The following is a 15645-nucleotide window of genomic DNA, read 5'->3' as shown; positions in this document are numbered from 1 at the left end:
CATTCTGGATTGAAGAGTCAAGAACTGCATTCTCTTACGTCGCGATCCCGTTGACTGCGGGCAGGGGCCTTGGAACCTCGCTCTCGCCCAGCGCGGTCCGCAGTTCGATTTCGAGATCACGGCAGATTTGGGAAATCGGCACGTCATTGGCATTGCCCTCAAAAGGGTTGGACGTGCTCTCCCCGACCTGATCGAGCGCCATATACATCCAGCCGATCAGCGTGCTGAACGGCACGGCCAGCCAGATGCCGATGCCCATTTGAGAAAACAGCGCCACGACGCCGAAGGGCAGAAACGTGCAAAAGCACCAGACCAGCATGGCGCTGACAATGGCATATTGGCGGGGATAGGGGCTGTTCTTGATGCGGTCGCAGCGCGCCTGCTGGTCGTGGCAATCGCGCAGCAGCTTTGTCAGTTCGACGTAAATTTGCGGCGGCAGATCGCCGGTCTTGAACAGGGTGTTGAACGCTTCGGCCTGGCGGGACAACAGGTCGAGATCGGGCCTTAAGCCCGCCGAGAGCACCGTCGCTTCGGGCGCCAGCCGCTCGAATTCGGCGCCAATCGTCGTCGTGTCTTCAAGGATGTGATAGCGACGGCGAAATTCCACATTGGCGCGCCGGCCCATCGATTCCCACGGCATCGGCCGGCGGAGGCTGAACCGCAAGGCGGTGAGCCAGGCGATGTGGCGGTGAACGAGGATCCTCGCCACCTGGGGCTCGCAGAAATCGCGGCAAAATCCGGCCAGCATGCGGCTCGTGGCGGCGATCTGGGCGAAGGCCTGCAAGCCTTCAGCGCTACGGCCAAGCACCTGCGAATTCTTGAAGCCCGCAACAAGCGACACCGTCGTGCCCAGCATCACCACGACCTGCCAGGGCAAGGCAAAACCCTCTAGAGGCGGCAGCATGAACAGGCCTATGGCCAATAGGCTGAGCAACACCATGTAGACCACGCTGCGGCGCGACCACATGGCGAATTCGACGACGCGATACGACCGGCCCACATGCATCCCGGCTCTCCGTGTTGGTGGTGACACAGTGAAGACGAGACGGCCCCTGCTTCTGTGACATTGCGGGCGGGTGAGAGACGGAAAAATTCGCGGCCATGTCACACCCTCCCAGGGCCATCTCGTCTTTGCAGCGGAACCGTCGGTCGCCTCCCCGGCCGGCGCTGCTCACTCGCAAGGATAAAACATGAAAATCGTCGTTATCGGCGGCACGGGCCTCATCGGCTCGAAGACCGTCCGGCTGCTCACCGAGCGCGGCCACGAAGTCGTCGCCGCCTCGCCGAAATCGGGGGTCAATACCGTGACCGGCGAAGGGCTGGACGCGGCCTTGCTCGGCGCCGAGGTCGTATTGGACCTCGCCAATTCGCCATCCTTCGAAGACAAGGCGGTGCTCGACTTCTTCATGACCGCGGGCACCAATCTCCTAGCGGCAGAAGCCCGGGCCGGCGTTCGCCACCATGTGGCACTGTCCGTCGTCGGCACCGAAGACCTGCAGGACAGCGGCTATTTCCGCGGCAAGCTGGTTCAGGAACGGCTGATCAAAGCTTCGCCCACGCCTTACACCATCATCCACGCGACCCAGTTTCTCGAATTCCTGGGCGGCATCGCCAATTCCGCCGGTGCCGATGCGGCAATCCCGCTCAGCACCGCGCTGATCCAGCCGATTGCCTCCGATGATGTCGCGGCCTTTGTCGCCGAGATAGCACTGGCGCAACCGGTCAACGGCACGATCGAAATCGCGGGACCGGAGAAATTCCACCTCGCTGATCTCGTCGCGCGCTACCTCGTCGACATCGGAGACGCCCGCCAGGTCCAACCCGACGCGGAGGCCAGATATTTCGGCGCCCGGCTCGATGAAGCCTCGCTGCTGCCGCGCGGCTCCGCCCGTCTCGGCACCGTCACTTATGCCGACTGGTTCAAGACCAGCCGCCCCAATCACTAATCCAGGAAACCACCATGCATCCTCGTATCGATAATCATTTCTCGCTTGCGCCTGCCGCCATCAAGGCCATGATGACGCTCGAAACGGCCATTGCCGCCAGCGGGCTCGACAATACCCTGATCGGGCTGATCAAGCTGCGTGCCTCGCAGATCAATGGCTGCGCCTATTGCATCCATATGCATGCCGAACATCTGCGTCAGGCAGGGGAAACCGAAATGCGTCTCTATCTGCTCAGTGCCTGGCGCGAAGCCCCGATCTACACCGATCGCGAGCGTGCCGTGCTCGGCTGGACCGAGGCCCTGACGCTGCTGCCGCAGAATGGCGCCGCCGACGAAGACTATGCCGAGATCGCAGCCCATTTCTCGCCCGAAGAACAGGTCAACCTGACCCTTGCCATCGGCGCCATAAATGCGTGGAACCGGCTACAGGTCGGCTTTCGGATACAGCCGGTGGTCAAAGAGGCGCAACATGCCGCTTGAAGCGGCGGATGATTTTGAGGCGCACCGGTCCCGGCTGGTGCGCCTTGCCTATCGCATGCTGGGCAGCCGGGCCGCGGCGGAAGACGTGGTGCAGGACGCCTGGCTGCGCTGGTCGCAGGTCGACAAGGCAATGGTGCGCGAAACCGGGGCTTTCTTGTCGCGCATCGTTACGCGCCTGTGCCTTGATGAAATGAAATCGGCCCGCGCCCGGCGCGAGCATTATGTCGGCTCGTGGTTGCCCGAGCCCATGCTTGAGCCCGAAGAGCCTGAAGTCGATGCCGACGAGCTGACGATGACGCTGATGCTGGCGCTCGAACGCCTGTCCCCGCTCGAACGGGCCGCCTTTCTGCTCCACGAAGTGTTTGGCCAACCGCTCAACGAGATCGCGACAACCCTCGGCCGGGATCCGACATCGGTTCGCCAATTGGCCTCGCGCGCCCGCAAGCATGTGCAGGAAGCGCGCCCGCGTTATCCCGTCGATCGCGCCGAAGGCAACCGCCTTGCCCAGGCCTTTTTCGTCGCCGCGCATAATGGCGATATGACCACGCTCGAAACCCTGCTCGCTGAGAGCGTCGTCATTCAGTCCGATGGCGGCGGCAAGGTCTTTGCCTTCATCAACCCTATCGAGGGCCGCGAGCGCGTCCTCCGTCTCTACGAGGGAATGTTTCGCAAATATGGAGCCGGCTGGACCGAAATGGTCGAGCCGGTCTGGATCGATGGCCTGCCCGGCTTTATCAGTCGGGAACACGGGTCCTTGTTGCAGACAACCGCGCTCCATATCGAGAATGGCGAAATTCTGGGCATCTACATTATGCGCAATCCCGACAAACTGACATCGGTCCGCACCCGCGTCAGCGAAAACTGATCGGCACGCGCCCAAAGTCGCAAACCTGACTTTCTCCGATCCATCTGCACAAAAACTGCTGACGGCGCCGTCAGGTTTGCACGCATGCGCAATCCCGATCGCCCACTGCTCCGTCCTGCCATCCAGCTCCCCAGCCGCATCGTCAATGACGGCTGGTGGCTCCTGGCCGACCTCCCCATCCCATGCACTGGTGGGCAGGGGCGGTCGGGTTGCGCCTTTCACGTCATAAAAGGAGGCAAGCACGATGCAAGAGACCGACCAGTTCCACCCCGCGCCGAAAACCTTGGGCCTAGCCGCAGTCGCGACTTTGACGACACTCCTCTTGGTGGTGGTCAGTGACCTCCTGCTGTTTGATGCCGAGCCCGGCATCAACCTGTTCCTTTTGACGCTCGGTATCGCCCTCGCCATTGCCGCCTTTGCCTGGCGTCGCGGACGCGTTCGAGAGGGTCTGCTAGGTCTGGCGACTGCCCTCGTCCTCGCTCTGCCCTTGATCGAAGCGCCATCGCCGCTCGGCCTCATGCTGGCCGCCCTTGGCCTTGCCCTGTCGGCGTTGATCGCCATCAGGGTGCTGCCCGGCCGGCTGGAGCACATGCCCACCACAGTGCTGCGCTTTCTTCTGCCTGCCCCCATCACCCTGGCGCGCGACGCCGTCGCCCTCAGGATCGCGGCACAACCCCAGCTTTGGCAGCGCGCCTTGCTCGGGCTTCTCGCCTGGATCGTGCCTCTGGGGCTCGGGCTGGTTTTCGTGTTCCTTTTCGCCGCCGCCAATCCATTGGTCGAAGCCTTGTTCGCAGGCCTGCGTGCCGAGCGGGCGTTCGACCTGCTCAATCCGGTCCGCGTGATCTTCTGGCTGGTCATGGCCGCCGGTATATGGGCTCTCCTCAGGCCCAAACTGCTGCGGCGGAAAAAGTCGCGCTTGGGAACGCCGCTCTTTGCGCCCCGCGAAACGACATGGCTCGGCCATGCGGCGATCCTCCGGTCCCTCGTGATTTTTAACGCGCTCTTTGCCCTCGAAACCGCGCTCGACCTCACCTTCCTCTGGGGCGGCATGGCGCTGCCCAATGGCATGAGCCATGCCGAATATGCCCATCGCGGCGCCTATCCGCTCATCGTTACGGCCTTACTCGCCGCAGCCTTCGTGCTTGTCGCCATGCGTAGGGATGGGCCGGGCCAGCGCAGCGTACTCATCCGGGTGCTCGTCTATGGCTTTATCGCCCAAAACGTTCTGCTCTGCCTTTCGGCCATGCTGCGGCTCGAACTCTATGTCGAAGTCTATTCACTGACCGGATTGCGGCTTGCTGCCGGCATCTGGATGGCTCTCGTCGCCGTCGGTCTTGTGCTCATTCTGCTGCGCATCTGGTGGAAGCGGTCCAATGCCTGGCTCGTCGCCTGCAATCTCGTCGCGCTGCTGGTCGTCCTATACGGCAGCGCGCTGATGGATTTTTCCGCACTGATCGCGCGCTTCAATGTCGCGCATAGTCTGGAAGTCAGTGGCGAAGGCATGCCGCTTGATCTGCGCTATATCTCCCTACAGGGAACCTCCGTCATTCCTGCGCTCGACAGTTTCATCGCCTCGCTAAAGCCGAACCAGCCCGCGTGGCAGGCCGCCAGCGTCCTCCGCGCAAACCTTGGCTATCAGTTCACCCGCCGGGAGACCGGCTGGCGAAGCTGGTCCTGGCGCCAACAGCGGCTGGCCGATTATCTCAGGCTTGGCCCAGTTGCCTCTGGGCCCCAGACGCTGCAAAACACTCCTTCGGGTTCAAGGTAGCGGTTTGATGAGCAACAGAATTCTCGTCGTCGACGACGAGCCGCACATTCGCGACGTCATCACCTTCGCGCTGGAACGGGCCGGCATGACCGTCTCCACCGCGCGCGACGGCTCCGAGGCGCTCATTGCCTGGCGGCGGACCACGCCCGATCTGATCGTACTCGATATCGGCATGCCCGAGCTCGATGGGCTCGACGTCTGCCGGCAAATCCGCAAGACCTCCGAAGTGCCGATCCTCTTTCTCTCGGCGCGCGACGAAGAGGTCGATCGGATCATCGGGCTCGAAATCGGCGGCGACGACTATGTCAGCAAGCCCTTCAGCCCAAGGGAGCTTGTTGCGCGGGTCAAGGCGATCCTCAAGCGTACCTCCGGCCAAACGACGCCCGCGACGAACCAAATGATCCGCGGTCCGCTGCAACTCAATCGTTCCGCGCATAGCGTCACCTGGAATGAGGCGCCGATTGCCCTGACAGCCCTCGAATTCGCTGTGCTCTCAGCCCTGCTTGGCCGCCCCGAAATGGTTTTTTCGCGCGAGCAGTTGATGACCGCCGCCTATGGCGGAGATATCCACGTGTCCGAACGCACCATCGATAGTCATATCCGCAATCTCCGCGCCAAATTCGCCGCCGCGGGATGCGAAGCGGTGGTCACCACCGTCCACGGTGTGGGGTTCAAATTGGGAACCCTGGAGCTCAAGCAGTGACCGAGGCGCCTAGAATTCCCGGCAAATGGCGACCCTCGATGGCCTTGGTCGTCTATTCCGTCCTGCTGGTCGTTCTCGGCCTGCCATCCGGGCTCATCATTCTTGTTCGTGCACTTGGCGGGCGGGGTCTCTCGACGCTCGAAACCGGCGTGCTCGTCGCCTCGCTGCTTGTTACCCTCTTCATTGCCTATGTCCTTACCCGCGCCGTGACCAGGCCGATTGCCGCGCTCGTCGGCCGCACGCGCGAAATCGCCCAGGGCGGCCGCGATGCCATCCGCCCGCTCGATGCCTATGGTACCGCCGAGCTGGCGACGCTCTCGCAAGGCTTTCTCGATCTCGCATCGCGCCTGATGGACCGGACGGAATATATGCGGTCTTTCGCGGCCCATGTATCGCACGAGCTGAAATCGCCGCTGACCGCCATCAAGGGTTCGGCCGAACTCATGCGCGACGAGGGCGCCGGCATGACCGAGGCGGAGCGGCAGCGCTTCCTCGACCACATCGTTGCCGATGCGGACCGGTTGACGCGCCTCGTGGCCCGTCTTCGCGAACTGGCACAGGCTGAAATGCCCCTGGCCCGTGGCGAAACCACCCTTGGTGCCGTCCTGCCCGATCTGCGATCGCAATTTTCGACCTTGCAGATCACCGGCTCCGGCGAGGAGGTGGCGCTAGGCGTGCCCAGGGAAGCTCTTGATATCGTTCTCGCGCATCTGGCCGAAAATTCGCTGGAGCACGGCGCCAGTCATTTGACGATTGCGGTTCGCGAGGAGGAAGGCCGCGCCGTCGTGATCGTCGCCGACGATGGCGGCGGCATATCGGAGGGCAACCGGGACCGGATTTTCCAGCCCTTCTTCACCACCCGCCGCGAAAGCGGTGGCACGGGCATGGGCCTGGATATCGTCCGCGCCATGCTCCAGGCGCATGATGCCGAAATCGAACTCGTGCAAGCGCCAAAGGGCGCCACGTTCAAGCTCACCCTCTCCAATCGATAGCCGTCAGACCGCCCGGACCTCGGCCAGCCGCTCGACCGCATAGTCGTCCTTCCAGCAAACCGCGGCCTCCCAGGCGGCCGATGCCTGGGCGGCAATGTCGTGCTCGGCGCCTTCGAGCCCCGCGCCATTGTGGGGCAGGACCAGATCGAGGACGGGAACATCGACATGCGCCTCATCCCAATCGATCAGCGCCACCCGGCCTGCCGTCATGCGGACATTGCCGGGATTGTTGGGGTTGCCGTGCACCACACAGGTTTCACGCCCCTCAAGCCGTTTCCACGCCGCGCGACACCGAAGGACAGCCTCCGCCGGCATTGCGGCAAGGTCTATCCGCGTTCCTTTCTCGAGGCTGAGGAGATCGGTGGAGGATTTCCACCCCGGCCGCTGCGCCCACCCCTTGGTCAACCGGTGAAGCTCGCGCAGCGTGTCTGCCACACGGCGCCAGTCGCTCGCTGTCTCCGGTGGCCCGCCCTCCATATAGTCCATCACCACAAGGCCGTTCACGAACAGCCTTCCATCCAGTGCCGGGATCGGCACCGGCACGGCTAGCCCGTTCCGGTCGAGATATTGGAGCAGTTCGGCCTCCCAGGCGAGATCGGCATCGCTCCTTTTGCCAAGACGCGCAACGGCGAGGCGCCCATCGACGCGCACGCTCCAGACGTCATTGGAACTTCCACCGGCGAGCGGCTCAATGCGCGTTACCTCGTGCCCCCAAAGTGCAAGCGCGTCCCAACTCATCCCCATACCCCTCCAAAGGAACTTCCCGCCACACAGGCACGTTCCCTGCCCATGGAACCAAGCGTCAGTTCTCTCTCCGATAGCCAGTCTAACCGCCTGTGGTCAATCGAACGGGCCCGATCTCCCCTTATCGGCACCGCCATTCACGATGGACATCTGGTCCAGCCGCACCTCTTGGCCAGCATGGCGCTCGATGAAACAGGCCGCCTTCGTGAGGAAGATCCCTTCACCGCCCGGTTCATGGCCGATATTCCCAACCGCATCACCGTCTATCGCTCGCGGTTCGAACTCGACCTTAATCGCGCTCCCGAAGGCGCGATCTATCTCACCCCGGAGCAATCCTGGGGCCTCGAAGTCTGGCGCGAGCCGCCAGGCGAGCAAGACATCGCCATCTTGATGCGCCAGCACGCTAGCTACTATTCCGCCCTGTGCCACGTCCTGACCGGCATCGAAGCCGAGCACGGCGGTTTCGTGCTGCTCGACATGCACAGCTATAATCATCGCCGCGCCGGTCCCGAAGCCCTGGCGACGCAACAGGAAGACGCCCCCGACATCAATATCGGCACGTCTTCGATGGACCGCGCCCGCTGGACCCATGTGCTCGATCCCTTCATCGATACCCTTCGTCAGCATAGCGTCGGCGGAAGGCCGCTCGATGTGCGAGAGAATGTCGCCTTTCAAGGCAAGGGCGAACAGACGCGGTTCGTGCATGAGCATTTCCCAAAAACCGGCTGCGCCATCGCCGTCGAGTTCAAGAAAATCTTCATGGACGAATGGACCGGCCAGCCGGATGAGGCAGCAATAGCCGAACTGCGTGCCGCCGTACGCGCTGCGCTGCCGGGTCTTGAACAGACCCTTGGTGCACGGCCATGAGCGGCACGGCCGCAAAAATCGATCTCGACGCATTGAAGACCTGCCTCGAAGCGGATGGCCCCATACGCTTCGATCTCGCCGGGCGCGGGCGCCTCTATATCGATCGGCCCATGCACTTCCTCGTCGTTCATATCGGCCGAGGCGGACAGGCTGCCGCCCGCGCTGCCGTCATGGCCAATGCATCCTACCTTCTGGCGCAGAACCGCAAGGATGCGGCGCAGGTCATCGGCCTTGTCAGCAAGGCCATGGAGGCCCGCTTCGGCGCCTTCCTGCTGATCGATGTGGCCGAACTGGCCGAAGACAAGCTCGCCGCCGACGCACCCTATCTGGCGCCCTTTGCGGTCAGCGTCTCGGCCGGAGCAGAAAAGGGCGCGCAGGCGGCCCTCTCCGCCTTTGTCAGCGCCTTTGAAAAGGTGGACGCACGCTATCGCGCCCCCCGCATCGAGCGGTTCGAGCTTACCGAAGACCCGCATGCCGGCCTTGCCCGCTCGACCCCCGGCATTCCGGCGCTGACCATACGCTTTGCCCCGATCTACAAAGTGCCGCAGTCCAAGGCAGTCTATCCCGAGCTGCGCGAGCGGCTGGTGGAAAACGTCTTCGACGCCGCCCTGCGTGGTGCGGCCGAATTCGGCCGGGCCGAAACCGGGCTCTCGCCCGCGACCCATCGGGCTCTGGGGCGACGCGTTTTCGTCGATGCCGTTTCCCGCGCCGACCGGGCCGTCGATGACATCGCCAGCCAGTTCGACTTTCTCCTCGCCGTCACGCCCATCAATGCCGACGCGGCCTGGGCCGACTTTGCCAAATCACAGTTCGAGCGTCCTCCGACGCTGCTCTATCGGCCCCTCGCCATCGACGTGGCCCAGGCCAAGAAAGCCCTTTTCAGCATCAATCTCGATCATTTCGAGGACCCGGTGCTGACCTCGCTCTATCGGGAAAAACAGGCCGAGCTCGACCTGCAACTCTCGATGCTCTCCCAGCGTAATACCAGGTCGTTCAAGGAACTCAGCCGGGCACTCTACCGCTCGGTGGAGCCCCGGCTGGAAGATGCCGCAAAGACCATCCTCGCCGCGACGAAACCAAAGCCCGATGCCGGCGAAGCTGACGCGGTCGACTATCGCTTCGTCGAGCGCCGGGCCCGCGCCATGATCGAGCGCTATTCCAAACAGTCCGACGGATTTGGCGTCGAGATCGACGTGCGCGATGACTTGCCTGCCGGCCTGATGGTGTCAAACGGGCGGCTGCTGATTGCGCGCAGCACCACCATGCCGCGCGGCCGGGTCGAGGCGCTTTTAAGCCACGAAGTCGGTGTGCACATGCTGACCTACTATAACGGCTCCGGTCACGGCCTCCGGCTCTTCAGGTCCGGCCTTGCCGGCTATGAAGGCGCGCAGGAAGGGCTGGCAGTGCTCGCAGAATATCTCGCCGGCGGCATGACCGCGACGCGCCTGCGGCTTCTTGCCGGGCGTGTGCTGGCTGTTGCCGGCATGCTCGACGGCGCCGGCTTTGTCGACACTTTTCGGCTCCTGACCAAGGAGCATGGCTTTGCCGAAGCCAGTGCCTTCAACGCCACCCTGCGTGTCCATCGGGGCGGGGGGCTGGCCAAGGACGCGATCTATCTCCGCGGCCTCCTCGAAATTCTCGCACACCTGCGCGGCGGTGGCGCCCTAGATCCGTTCTGGCTGGGCAAGATCGCGGCGCGCCATATGAGCACCATGCAGGAATTGAGCACTCGTGGCCTCCTTCGGGCGCCCCGGCTCGAACCACAATTTCTCTCCGCAAATGGCGCCACCGCGCGCCTCGACCGGCTGCGTGCCGGTCTTTCCCCCATCGACCTTATCGCTGCTTAGGAGGCCGGCTTGCGCATTGCATTCTTCGTCAATTCCATCGAGGACGAGACCCCCAATTTTTCCACCACCACGCTGGCCCTGGCCGCGCTCAATATGGGCCACGACATCTGCTATGTGACCCCCGAGGATTTCGTTCTCCGCGACGATGACAGCCTCTCTGTCTGGGGCAGGGTACTGCCCTCGTCGAGTTACAAGAAGCCCGAAACGCTGCATCGTGATCTTCAGAGCGACAAGAGCGAAGCCAAGCGCTTCGATATCGGCGAGATCGATGTGCTGTTCCTGCGCAACGATCCTTCGCTCGACGCCACCAACAGGCCATGGGCCGCCAATATCGGGGTTATCTTCGGCCGTATGGCGGCGCAACGCGGCACGCTTGTCGTCAACGACCCCGACGGCTTGGCGCAGGCGCAGAACAAGCTCTACTTCCAGGACTTTCCGTCCGTCGTCCGTCCGACAACGCTGATTTCCAAGAACATCGTCGAAATCCGCGCGTTTATCGATGGCCAGAAGGGCGGCGCCATCGTCAAGCCACTGCAGGGCTCGGGCGGCAAGAACGTCTTCAAGATCGCCTCGCCCAAGGATCAGAACCTCAACCAGATTTTCGAGGCGGTGAGCGGGGAAGGCTATCTGATCGCCCAGGCCTATATGCCCGAGGCGACCGAGGGCGACGTGCGCTTTTTCATGATGAACGGCCGCCCGCTGATGCGCGAAGGCAAATATGCCGCCTTCCGCCGGGTCCCCGCCAAGGGCGAAATCCGCTCCAACGTCCATGTCGGTGGCGGGCCAGCGCCCGTCGAGGTCACCGACACCATGCTCAAGATTGCCGAAACGGTGCGTCCCAAGCTCATTCAGGACGGCATGTTCCTCGTCGGCCTCGATATCGTCGGCGACAAGGTGCTGGAGATCAACGTCTTCACGCCCGGTGGTCTCAATAATCTTTCGACCATGTACGACACCAATTTCTCCGAGAGCGTCATCACCGCCCTCGAGGAAAAGATGACCATCCGCGACGGCTACAACAAGCGGATCAGCAATCGCGAACTGGCAACGCTTTAAGCGCCATCGCGGATGGCCGCCTTCAGCATTTTGGCGGTCAGCGACTGCTTTTCATCAAAATACCCCGCCCAGGCGTCCCCATCGCGGGCGCGCTGGGCGGCTGTTTCGAGCGAAAAGAGATTGGCGCCCTTGAGTTTTGGCACTTCATCCCAGGTTACGGGCACCGCGACCGGGGCGCCTTCACGCGAGCGAACGGACCACGGACAGATAGCGGTCGAGCCGCGCTCATTGCGCAAATAGTCGAGAAAAAGCCGACCCTTCCGCTTTGCCTTGGAGAGATTGGCGGTAAAGCGATCCGGCTCCTCCTCCGCCATTGCCCCCACAAAGGAGCGGCAGAATTCCTTGACCTCGGTCCAGTCCTTGCCCGGCTTCAGCGGCACGACGACATGGATACCCTTGCCCCCCGAAACCAGCGGATAACTCTTAAGACCAAGCGCTTCCAGCCGATCCCGAATATCGGTCGCGGCGCTGGTGATGGCGGAAAAATCGAGACCTTCATCGGGATCGATGTCAAACACCAGCCTGTCGGGCTTTTCCACCTTCGGAAAGCGTGAGCCCCAGATATGCCATTCGAGCACGTTCATCTGCGTGCCCGCGATCAGCCCCGCTACATCCTTGATATAAAAATAGCTTTCCTTGCTGCCGTCCTTCTCGATGATCGGTTTCGAGAGCAGTTGCGGGGGAAAGCCGCCCGTGTCGTGCTTCTGAAAAAAGCAGTGCTTGGTGCGCCCCTGCGGGCAACGAACAAGGCTCAATGGCCGGTTCTCGATATGCGGCATCATCGCCGCGGCGACATCGTCATAATAGGCGACCAGTTGCGCCTTGGTGATCCCCTGGCCCGGATAGACGACGCGATCGGGTGAAGTCAGGCGCACCCCGAGGCGTTCGGCGACCTCCTCACCATCATCGAGCGTTTCGGCTTTTTCCATGCCAACCTCCTCAGCGGGCTTGTCACCCCTCAGACCAATAAAGCTCGGGTGACGCAGAATGTCGTCTCCGGTCAATTCGGTATAGGCGATCTCGGCCACGAGTTCGGGCGTCACCCAATGCACGCCCCGCGCCCGTTCCTTGGGCACCGCGACAAAGGGGCTGGTCTTGCGCTCCAGTTGTTTCAGCCGCCCGCCGAGTTCAGCCAGACTATCCTCGGTAAACCCAGTGCCGACGCGGCCGCGATAGAGAAGTTTTCCCTTCTCGATCGTGCCCAGCAGCAGCGAGGCGAAGCCGTGCCGCTTGGTCGATGGCGACCAGCCGCCAATGACGAATTCCTGCCGTTTGAGGCACTTGATCTTGAGCCAGTTGCGGCTGCGCTCGCCACGATAGGGCGCGTCCGCCAGCTTGGCGATAACGCCCTCGTACCCGTCCCGGCAAAGCGCATCGAGCACTTTCTGGCCGTGCCCCGCCACATGCGATGAATACTGGATGGGTCCCGTTTTCGCCGATTTGGCGAGCAGTTTTTCGAGCGCCGCCTTGCGCTCGATCAGCGGGCGCCTGGTCAAATCCTTGCCATCGGCTTCGAGCAGGTCGAAAGCAAAGTATTCGAGCCGCCCCCCGTCGGACAGCACATTCTTGAGCGTCGTAAAATCCGTCTTGCCCTTGCCATCGAAAGCGCAGACTTCGCCATCGATCACAGCCGATCCGATTTTCAGCTTTTGGAGGGGTTCGACCAGCGCGCCAAATTGTTCGGTCCAGTCGAGCCCACTGCGCGTATAGAGCCGCACGCTGTCCCCGGCCACAGCGGCCAGACAGCGATAGCCGTCATATTTCATCTCGAAGAGCCAATCCTCGCCCTCAGGCACGCTGTCTACGAGTATTGCCAATTGTACGGGCCGAAAGGCAGGCGTCTTACCGGTTTTGGCCTTGCCGATGCTCCGGGTTTTCTGGTCGGCCTTTTCCGCCTCTTCGGGGTCGGAGTGCCAGACAGCATCGGCCTCGACATTCGTCGCCTTCTTGGGCTCGGCGCCGCCGATGATTTCCTTGAAATCGCGCCCCGTCGCGACCGAGCGCGTAAAGCGCGTCGTCAGCGTGTCCTTGTCGCGCGCATAGGAATCCCGGTGCTTTATCAGCAGCCAGTTCTCCCGCACCGCGCCGGAGCGCAGCTTGTTGTCGCGCCCCTTCATGTGCACCAGCACATATTCGCCCTTCATGCGCTCCCCGAAGAGACGAATTTTCAGGTCGCCACTCTCAAGGCCCTCATGCGGATCCCCGATCGGCTCCCACGTCCCCCGGTCCCAAAGCATGACCGTGCCGCCGCCATATTCCTCCGCCGGAATGGTGCCTTCAAAACCGCCATATTCGAGCGGATGGTCCTCCACGCGCACCGCGAGGCGCTTGTCGCCGGGATTGTTCGAGGGCCCTTTCGTGACGGCCCAGCTTTTCAGCACGCCGTCGAGTTCGATGCGGAAATCATAGTGCAGCCGGGTCGCATCGTGCTTTTGCACGACGAACGAGCCGCGCTCGACCTTGCCCTTGCCCGGCTCAGCGCCCGCTGGTTCCTGCGTCCTCGCGAAGTTGCGCTTGGCCTTGTAGTCCTTCAGCAGATCCTGCGCCTTGCTGGCCATGGTCAGCTTGCCTTCTTGCGCGGCGCGGCTTTGCCGGTCGATGCCGGTTTTTTCCGCCCGCCGCCTTCGAGGCTTTCCTTGAGCGCCGACATCAGATCGACGACATTCTTGCCGCTCGGCCGTTCGGGCGTTGCTTCTTCCGTCGCCGTAATCTTGCGGCCCTTGGCCTTCATCTTGCGCTTGATCAGGTCGTGCAGGGCTGCCTGATAGTGGTCCTTGAAGGCCCCGGCATCGAATGGCGCGGTCTTTTTCTCGATCAGCGCCGTCGCGACTTCCAACAGGTCCGGTTCGGCTTTCTTGGCCGAAATCTGCGAAAAGAACGGATCGGCCTTTCGCAGCTCTTCCTCGTAATGCAGGGTTTCGAGCATCAGTCCGGTGCCGCTCGGTTTGATCGCTGCCAGATATTCCTTGCCGCGCATGGAAAGCTGCCCCAGCCCGACCTTCTCGGTTTTGCGCAGGGCATCGCGGATGACCCGGAAGGCGTCTTCGGCCAGTTCATCGGTGGGCACGACGAAATAGGATTTGTCGTAAAAGATCGGGTCGATCTCGCAAGCGCCGACAAACTGGGTCAGTTCCAGCGTCTTGCGCGTTTCGAGCCTCACCGCATCGATTTCGTCATCCGTCATCAGGACATAGTCGCCCTTTTCGTATTCGAACCCCTTGATGATCTCGTCCTTGTCCACCGGACCCACGCCGGTCACCACCTTTTCGTAGTGAATGGGCTTGCCCGTCGGTTCGTGGATTTGCCGAAAACTCGGCTTGGCGCTGGGGCGGGCGGCGCTGAACAATTCGACGGGAATGGCAACCAGCGAGAGACGGAGCTGGCCTTTCCAGATCGGGCGCGAAGCAGGCATGGCGGAACCCTGATGTTCGGTGTTGCGCCGACTCAACGCCCGATGTGCCGAGCTGTTCCGATTCCCGCCGGTGTCAGATCAATAGGTGCAGCGTCCGCCCGAAAGGTCGAACACCGAGGCAGTGGTAAAACTGTTCTCCTTGGAGACGAGCCAAGCCACCATTGCCGCCGCTTCATCGACCTCCAGAAATCTTCCCCGCGGAATCCGGGTCAGCATGTATTGGATGAATTCGTCGGTCAGCGTGTCGAGAATGCGCGTCTTGGCCGTGGCCGGGGTGATGGCATTGACCGCGATATCAAAGCCCGCCAGCTCCTTGCCAAGCGATTTGGTCAGGCCGATCACGCCCGCCTTGGCCGCCGAATAGGCCGAAAGGTTGGGGTTTCCCTCCTTGCCGGCCACCGAGGAAATATTGACGATGCGTCCGTAATTGCGCGCCTTCATCGCCGGCACGACGACTTTGTTGACGTAGAACGTGCCGTTGAGATTGATTTCCACAACGCGCCGCCACTCGTCCGGATCATACTGGTCAAGGCTCGCATTGCTGCCCGCAACGCCGGCTGAATTGACAAGGATCGATACCCCGCCAACCTTCGCCTCGACCCGCGCATGCGCCTCAACGAGCCCATCGAGGTCGGTGATATCCACCACCTGGCTCGAAGCACCTGCGCCCAGCGCGCCGACCGCCTTGGCCAGCGTCTCCTCGTCGCGGTCCCAAAGGCTGACCTTGGCACCGGAATCGAGCATGCGTTTGGCCATCGCAAATCCCAGGCCCTGCGCGCCGCCGGTGATGACGGCAACCTGGCCGTTGAGGTCGATCTGATTCATTCCATTCTCTCCTCGGCCGCCGGACCTTGTTCAAGGCTTTCCGGGCGGTCTCGCCAAAGTCGTTGCTTCGGCCCCGCGAAGGTAGCGGGAAGACCGGGAGAAAAGCCAGACCCAACAGCGCGATGCGTCGTGGTTTTGGGC

General features: G+C 62.4%; 14 protein-coding genes. 9 read left to right on the top strand and 5 right to left on the bottom strand.

The genetic code is table 11. The features are described 5' to 3' along the window. Positions 1–34 precede the first annotated feature (34 nt). Positions 35–1006 (bottom strand): bestrophin family protein, encoded by a 972-nt coding sequence (locus ASD83_RS12245; protein WP_056311233.1) that lies wholly within the window; start codon positions 1004–1006, stop codon positions 35–37. 184 nt (positions 1007–1190) lie between these two features. Here ASD83_RS12245 and ASD83_RS12240 point away from each other — a divergent pair, with 184 nt between their 5' ends. From ASD83_RS12240 to ASD83_RS12215, 6 genes are all read left to right on the top strand, one after another. Then, a complete protein-coding gene (locus tag ASD83_RS12240) occupies positions 1191–1946 on the top strand; it encodes an SDR family oxidoreductase (protein WP_056311231.1) in 756 nt (251 codons plus the stop codon). A gap of 14 nt (positions 1947–1960) precedes the next feature. Next, a complete protein-coding gene (locus tag ASD83_RS12235; protein WP_056311229.1) occupies positions 1961–2425 on the top strand; it encodes a carboxymuconolactone decarboxylase family protein in 465 nt (154 codons plus the stop codon). Next, positions 2415–3290, top strand: a complete 876-nt coding sequence (locus tag ASD83_RS12230; protein WP_056311227.1) for a sigma-70 family RNA polymerase sigma factor — start codon at positions 2415–2417, stop codon at positions 3288–3290. The genes ASD83_RS12235 and ASD83_RS12230 overlap by 11 nt, the downstream gene beginning before the upstream one ends. 244 nt (positions 3291–3534) lie before the next feature. Beyond that, positions 3535–5058, top strand: coding sequence for a DUF4153 domain-containing protein (locus ASD83_RS12225; protein ID WP_056311225.1), 1524 nt, complete (start codon positions 3535–3537; stop codon positions 5056–5058). Between the two features lie 7 nt (positions 5059–5065). Then, positions 5066–5761 carry a response regulator transcription factor gene (locus ASD83_RS12220; protein ID WP_056311223.1) on the top strand — a complete coding sequence of 232 codons (696 nt, stop codon included), beginning with the start codon at positions 5066–5068 and terminating at the stop codon, positions 5759–5761. 38 nt (positions 5762–5799) lie between these two features. Next, positions 5800–6753: a sensor histidine kinase gene (locus tag ASD83_RS12215; protein ID WP_056311221.1), complete on the top strand. Its 954-nt coding sequence runs from the start codon at positions 5800–5802 to the stop codon at positions 6751–6753. Positions 6754–6756: 3 nt separating this feature from the next. Here ASD83_RS12215 and ASD83_RS12210 read toward each other — a convergent pair whose 3' ends face one another. After that, positions 6757–7491, bottom strand: coding sequence for a phosphotransferase enzyme family protein (locus ASD83_RS12210; RefSeq protein ID WP_056311219.1), 735 nt, complete (start codon positions 7489–7491; stop codon positions 6757–6759). Positions 7492–7542: 51 nt separating this feature from the next. Between ASD83_RS12210 and ASD83_RS12205 the strand changes: the two genes are divergently transcribed. The 3 genes from ASD83_RS12205 to ASD83_RS12195 are packed head-to-tail and all read left to right on the top strand — an operon-like array spanning position 7543 to position 11267. After that, positions 7543–8364 (top strand): N-formylglutamate amidohydrolase, encoded by an 822-nt coding sequence (locus ASD83_RS12205; protein WP_056311217.1) that lies wholly within the window; start codon positions 7543–7545, stop codon positions 8362–8364. After that, positions 8361–10211 (top strand): flavohemoglobin expression-modulating QEGLA motif protein, encoded by a 1851-nt coding sequence (locus ASD83_RS12200; RefSeq protein ID WP_056311215.1) that lies wholly within the window; start codon positions 8361–8363, stop codon positions 10209–10211. Before ASD83_RS12205 ends, ASD83_RS12200 begins: the two co-directional genes overlap by 4 nt. 9 nt (positions 10212–10220) lie before the next feature. Next, entirely contained in the window at positions 10221–11267 is a 1047-nt protein-coding gene (locus ASD83_RS12195; protein WP_056311212.1) for a glutathione synthetase, read from the top strand. Here the strand turns inward: ASD83_RS12195 and ligD are convergent. The 3 genes from ligD to ASD83_RS12180 all read right to left on the bottom strand — a co-directional run bounded on the left by ligD (position 11264) and on the right by ASD83_RS12180 (position 15504). Then, positions 11264–13825, bottom strand: a complete 2562-nt coding sequence (ligD, locus tag ASD83_RS12190) for a DNA ligase D (protein ID WP_056311210.1) — start codon at positions 13823–13825, stop codon at positions 11264–11266. The two genes, ASD83_RS12195 and ligD, sit on opposite strands and share 4 nt — an antisense overlap. 2 nt (positions 13826–13827) lie before the next feature. Continuing rightward, positions 13828–14679, bottom strand: coding sequence for a Ku protein (locus tag ASD83_RS12185; RefSeq protein ID WP_056312385.1), 852 nt, complete (start codon positions 14677–14679; stop codon positions 13828–13830). A gap of 78 nt (positions 14680–14757) precedes the next feature. Beyond that, the gene (locus tag ASD83_RS12180; protein WP_056311208.1) at positions 14758–15504 is read right to left on the bottom strand and encodes an SDR family NAD(P)-dependent oxidoreductase; all 747 of its coding nucleotides are present in this window, start codon (positions 15502–15504) and stop codon (positions 14758–14760) included. Between the last annotated feature and the right edge of the window lie 141 nt (positions 15505–15645).

Origin of the sequence: Devosia sp. Root685 (genome assembly GCF_001427875.1) — a bacterium.
Taxonomy (GTDB): Bacteria; Pseudomonadota; Alphaproteobacteria; order Rhizobiales; family Devosiaceae; genus Devosia.
The sequence above is the reverse complement of the archived record's forward strand: the minus strand, read 5'-3'. Positions and strand labels throughout refer to the sequence as shown.

Bases quoted from the DNA above. Each gene is read 5' to 3' on its own strand.
- ASD83_RS12220 (WP_056311223.1), top strand. From the start codon at position 5,066: ATGAGCAACAGAATTCTCGTCGTCGACGACGAGCCGCACATTCGCGAC.
- ASD83_RS12180 (WP_056311208.1), bottom strand. From the start codon at position 15,504: ATGAATCAGATCGACCTCAACGGCCAGGTTGCCGTCATCACCGGCGGC.
- ASD83_RS12245 (WP_056311233.1), bottom strand. From the start codon at position 1,006: ATGCATGTGGGCCGGTCGTATCGCGTCGTCGAATTCGCCATGTGGTCG.
- ASD83_RS12215 (WP_056311221.1), top strand. From the start codon at position 5,800: ATGGCCTTGGTCGTCTATTCCGTCCTGCTGGTCGTTCTCGGCCTGCCA.
- ligD (WP_056311210.1), bottom strand. From the start codon at position 13,825: ATGGCCAGCAAGGCGCAGGATCTGCTGAAGGACTACAAGGCCAAGCGC.
- ASD83_RS12230 (WP_056311227.1), top strand. From the start codon at position 2,415: ATGCCGCTTGAAGCGGCGGATGATTTTGAGGCGCACCGGTCCCGGCTG.
- ASD83_RS12185 (WP_056312385.1), bottom strand. From the start codon at position 14,679: ATGCCTGCTTCGCGCCCGATCTGGAAAGGCCAGCTCCGTCTCTCGCTG.
- ASD83_RS12210 (WP_056311219.1), bottom strand. From the start codon at position 7,491: ATGAGTTGGGACGCGCTTGCACTTTGGGGGCACGAGGTAACGCGCATT.
- ASD83_RS12225 (WP_056311225.1), top strand. From the start codon at position 3,535: ATGCAAGAGACCGACCAGTTCCACCCCGCGCCGAAAACCTTGGGCCTA.
- ASD83_RS12240 (WP_056311231.1), top strand. From the start codon at position 1,191: ATGAAAATCGTCGTTATCGGCGGCACGGGCCTCATCGGCTCGAAGACC.
- ASD83_RS12200 (WP_056311215.1), top strand. From the start codon at position 8,361: ATGAGCGGCACGGCCGCAAAAATCGATCTCGACGCATTGAAGACCTGC.
- ASD83_RS12235 (WP_056311229.1), top strand. From the start codon at position 1,961: ATGCATCCTCGTATCGATAATCATTTCTCGCTTGCGCCTGCCGCCATC.
- ASD83_RS12205 (WP_056311217.1), top strand. From the start codon at position 7,543: ATGGAACCAAGCGTCAGTTCTCTCTCCGATAGCCAGTCTAACCGCCTG.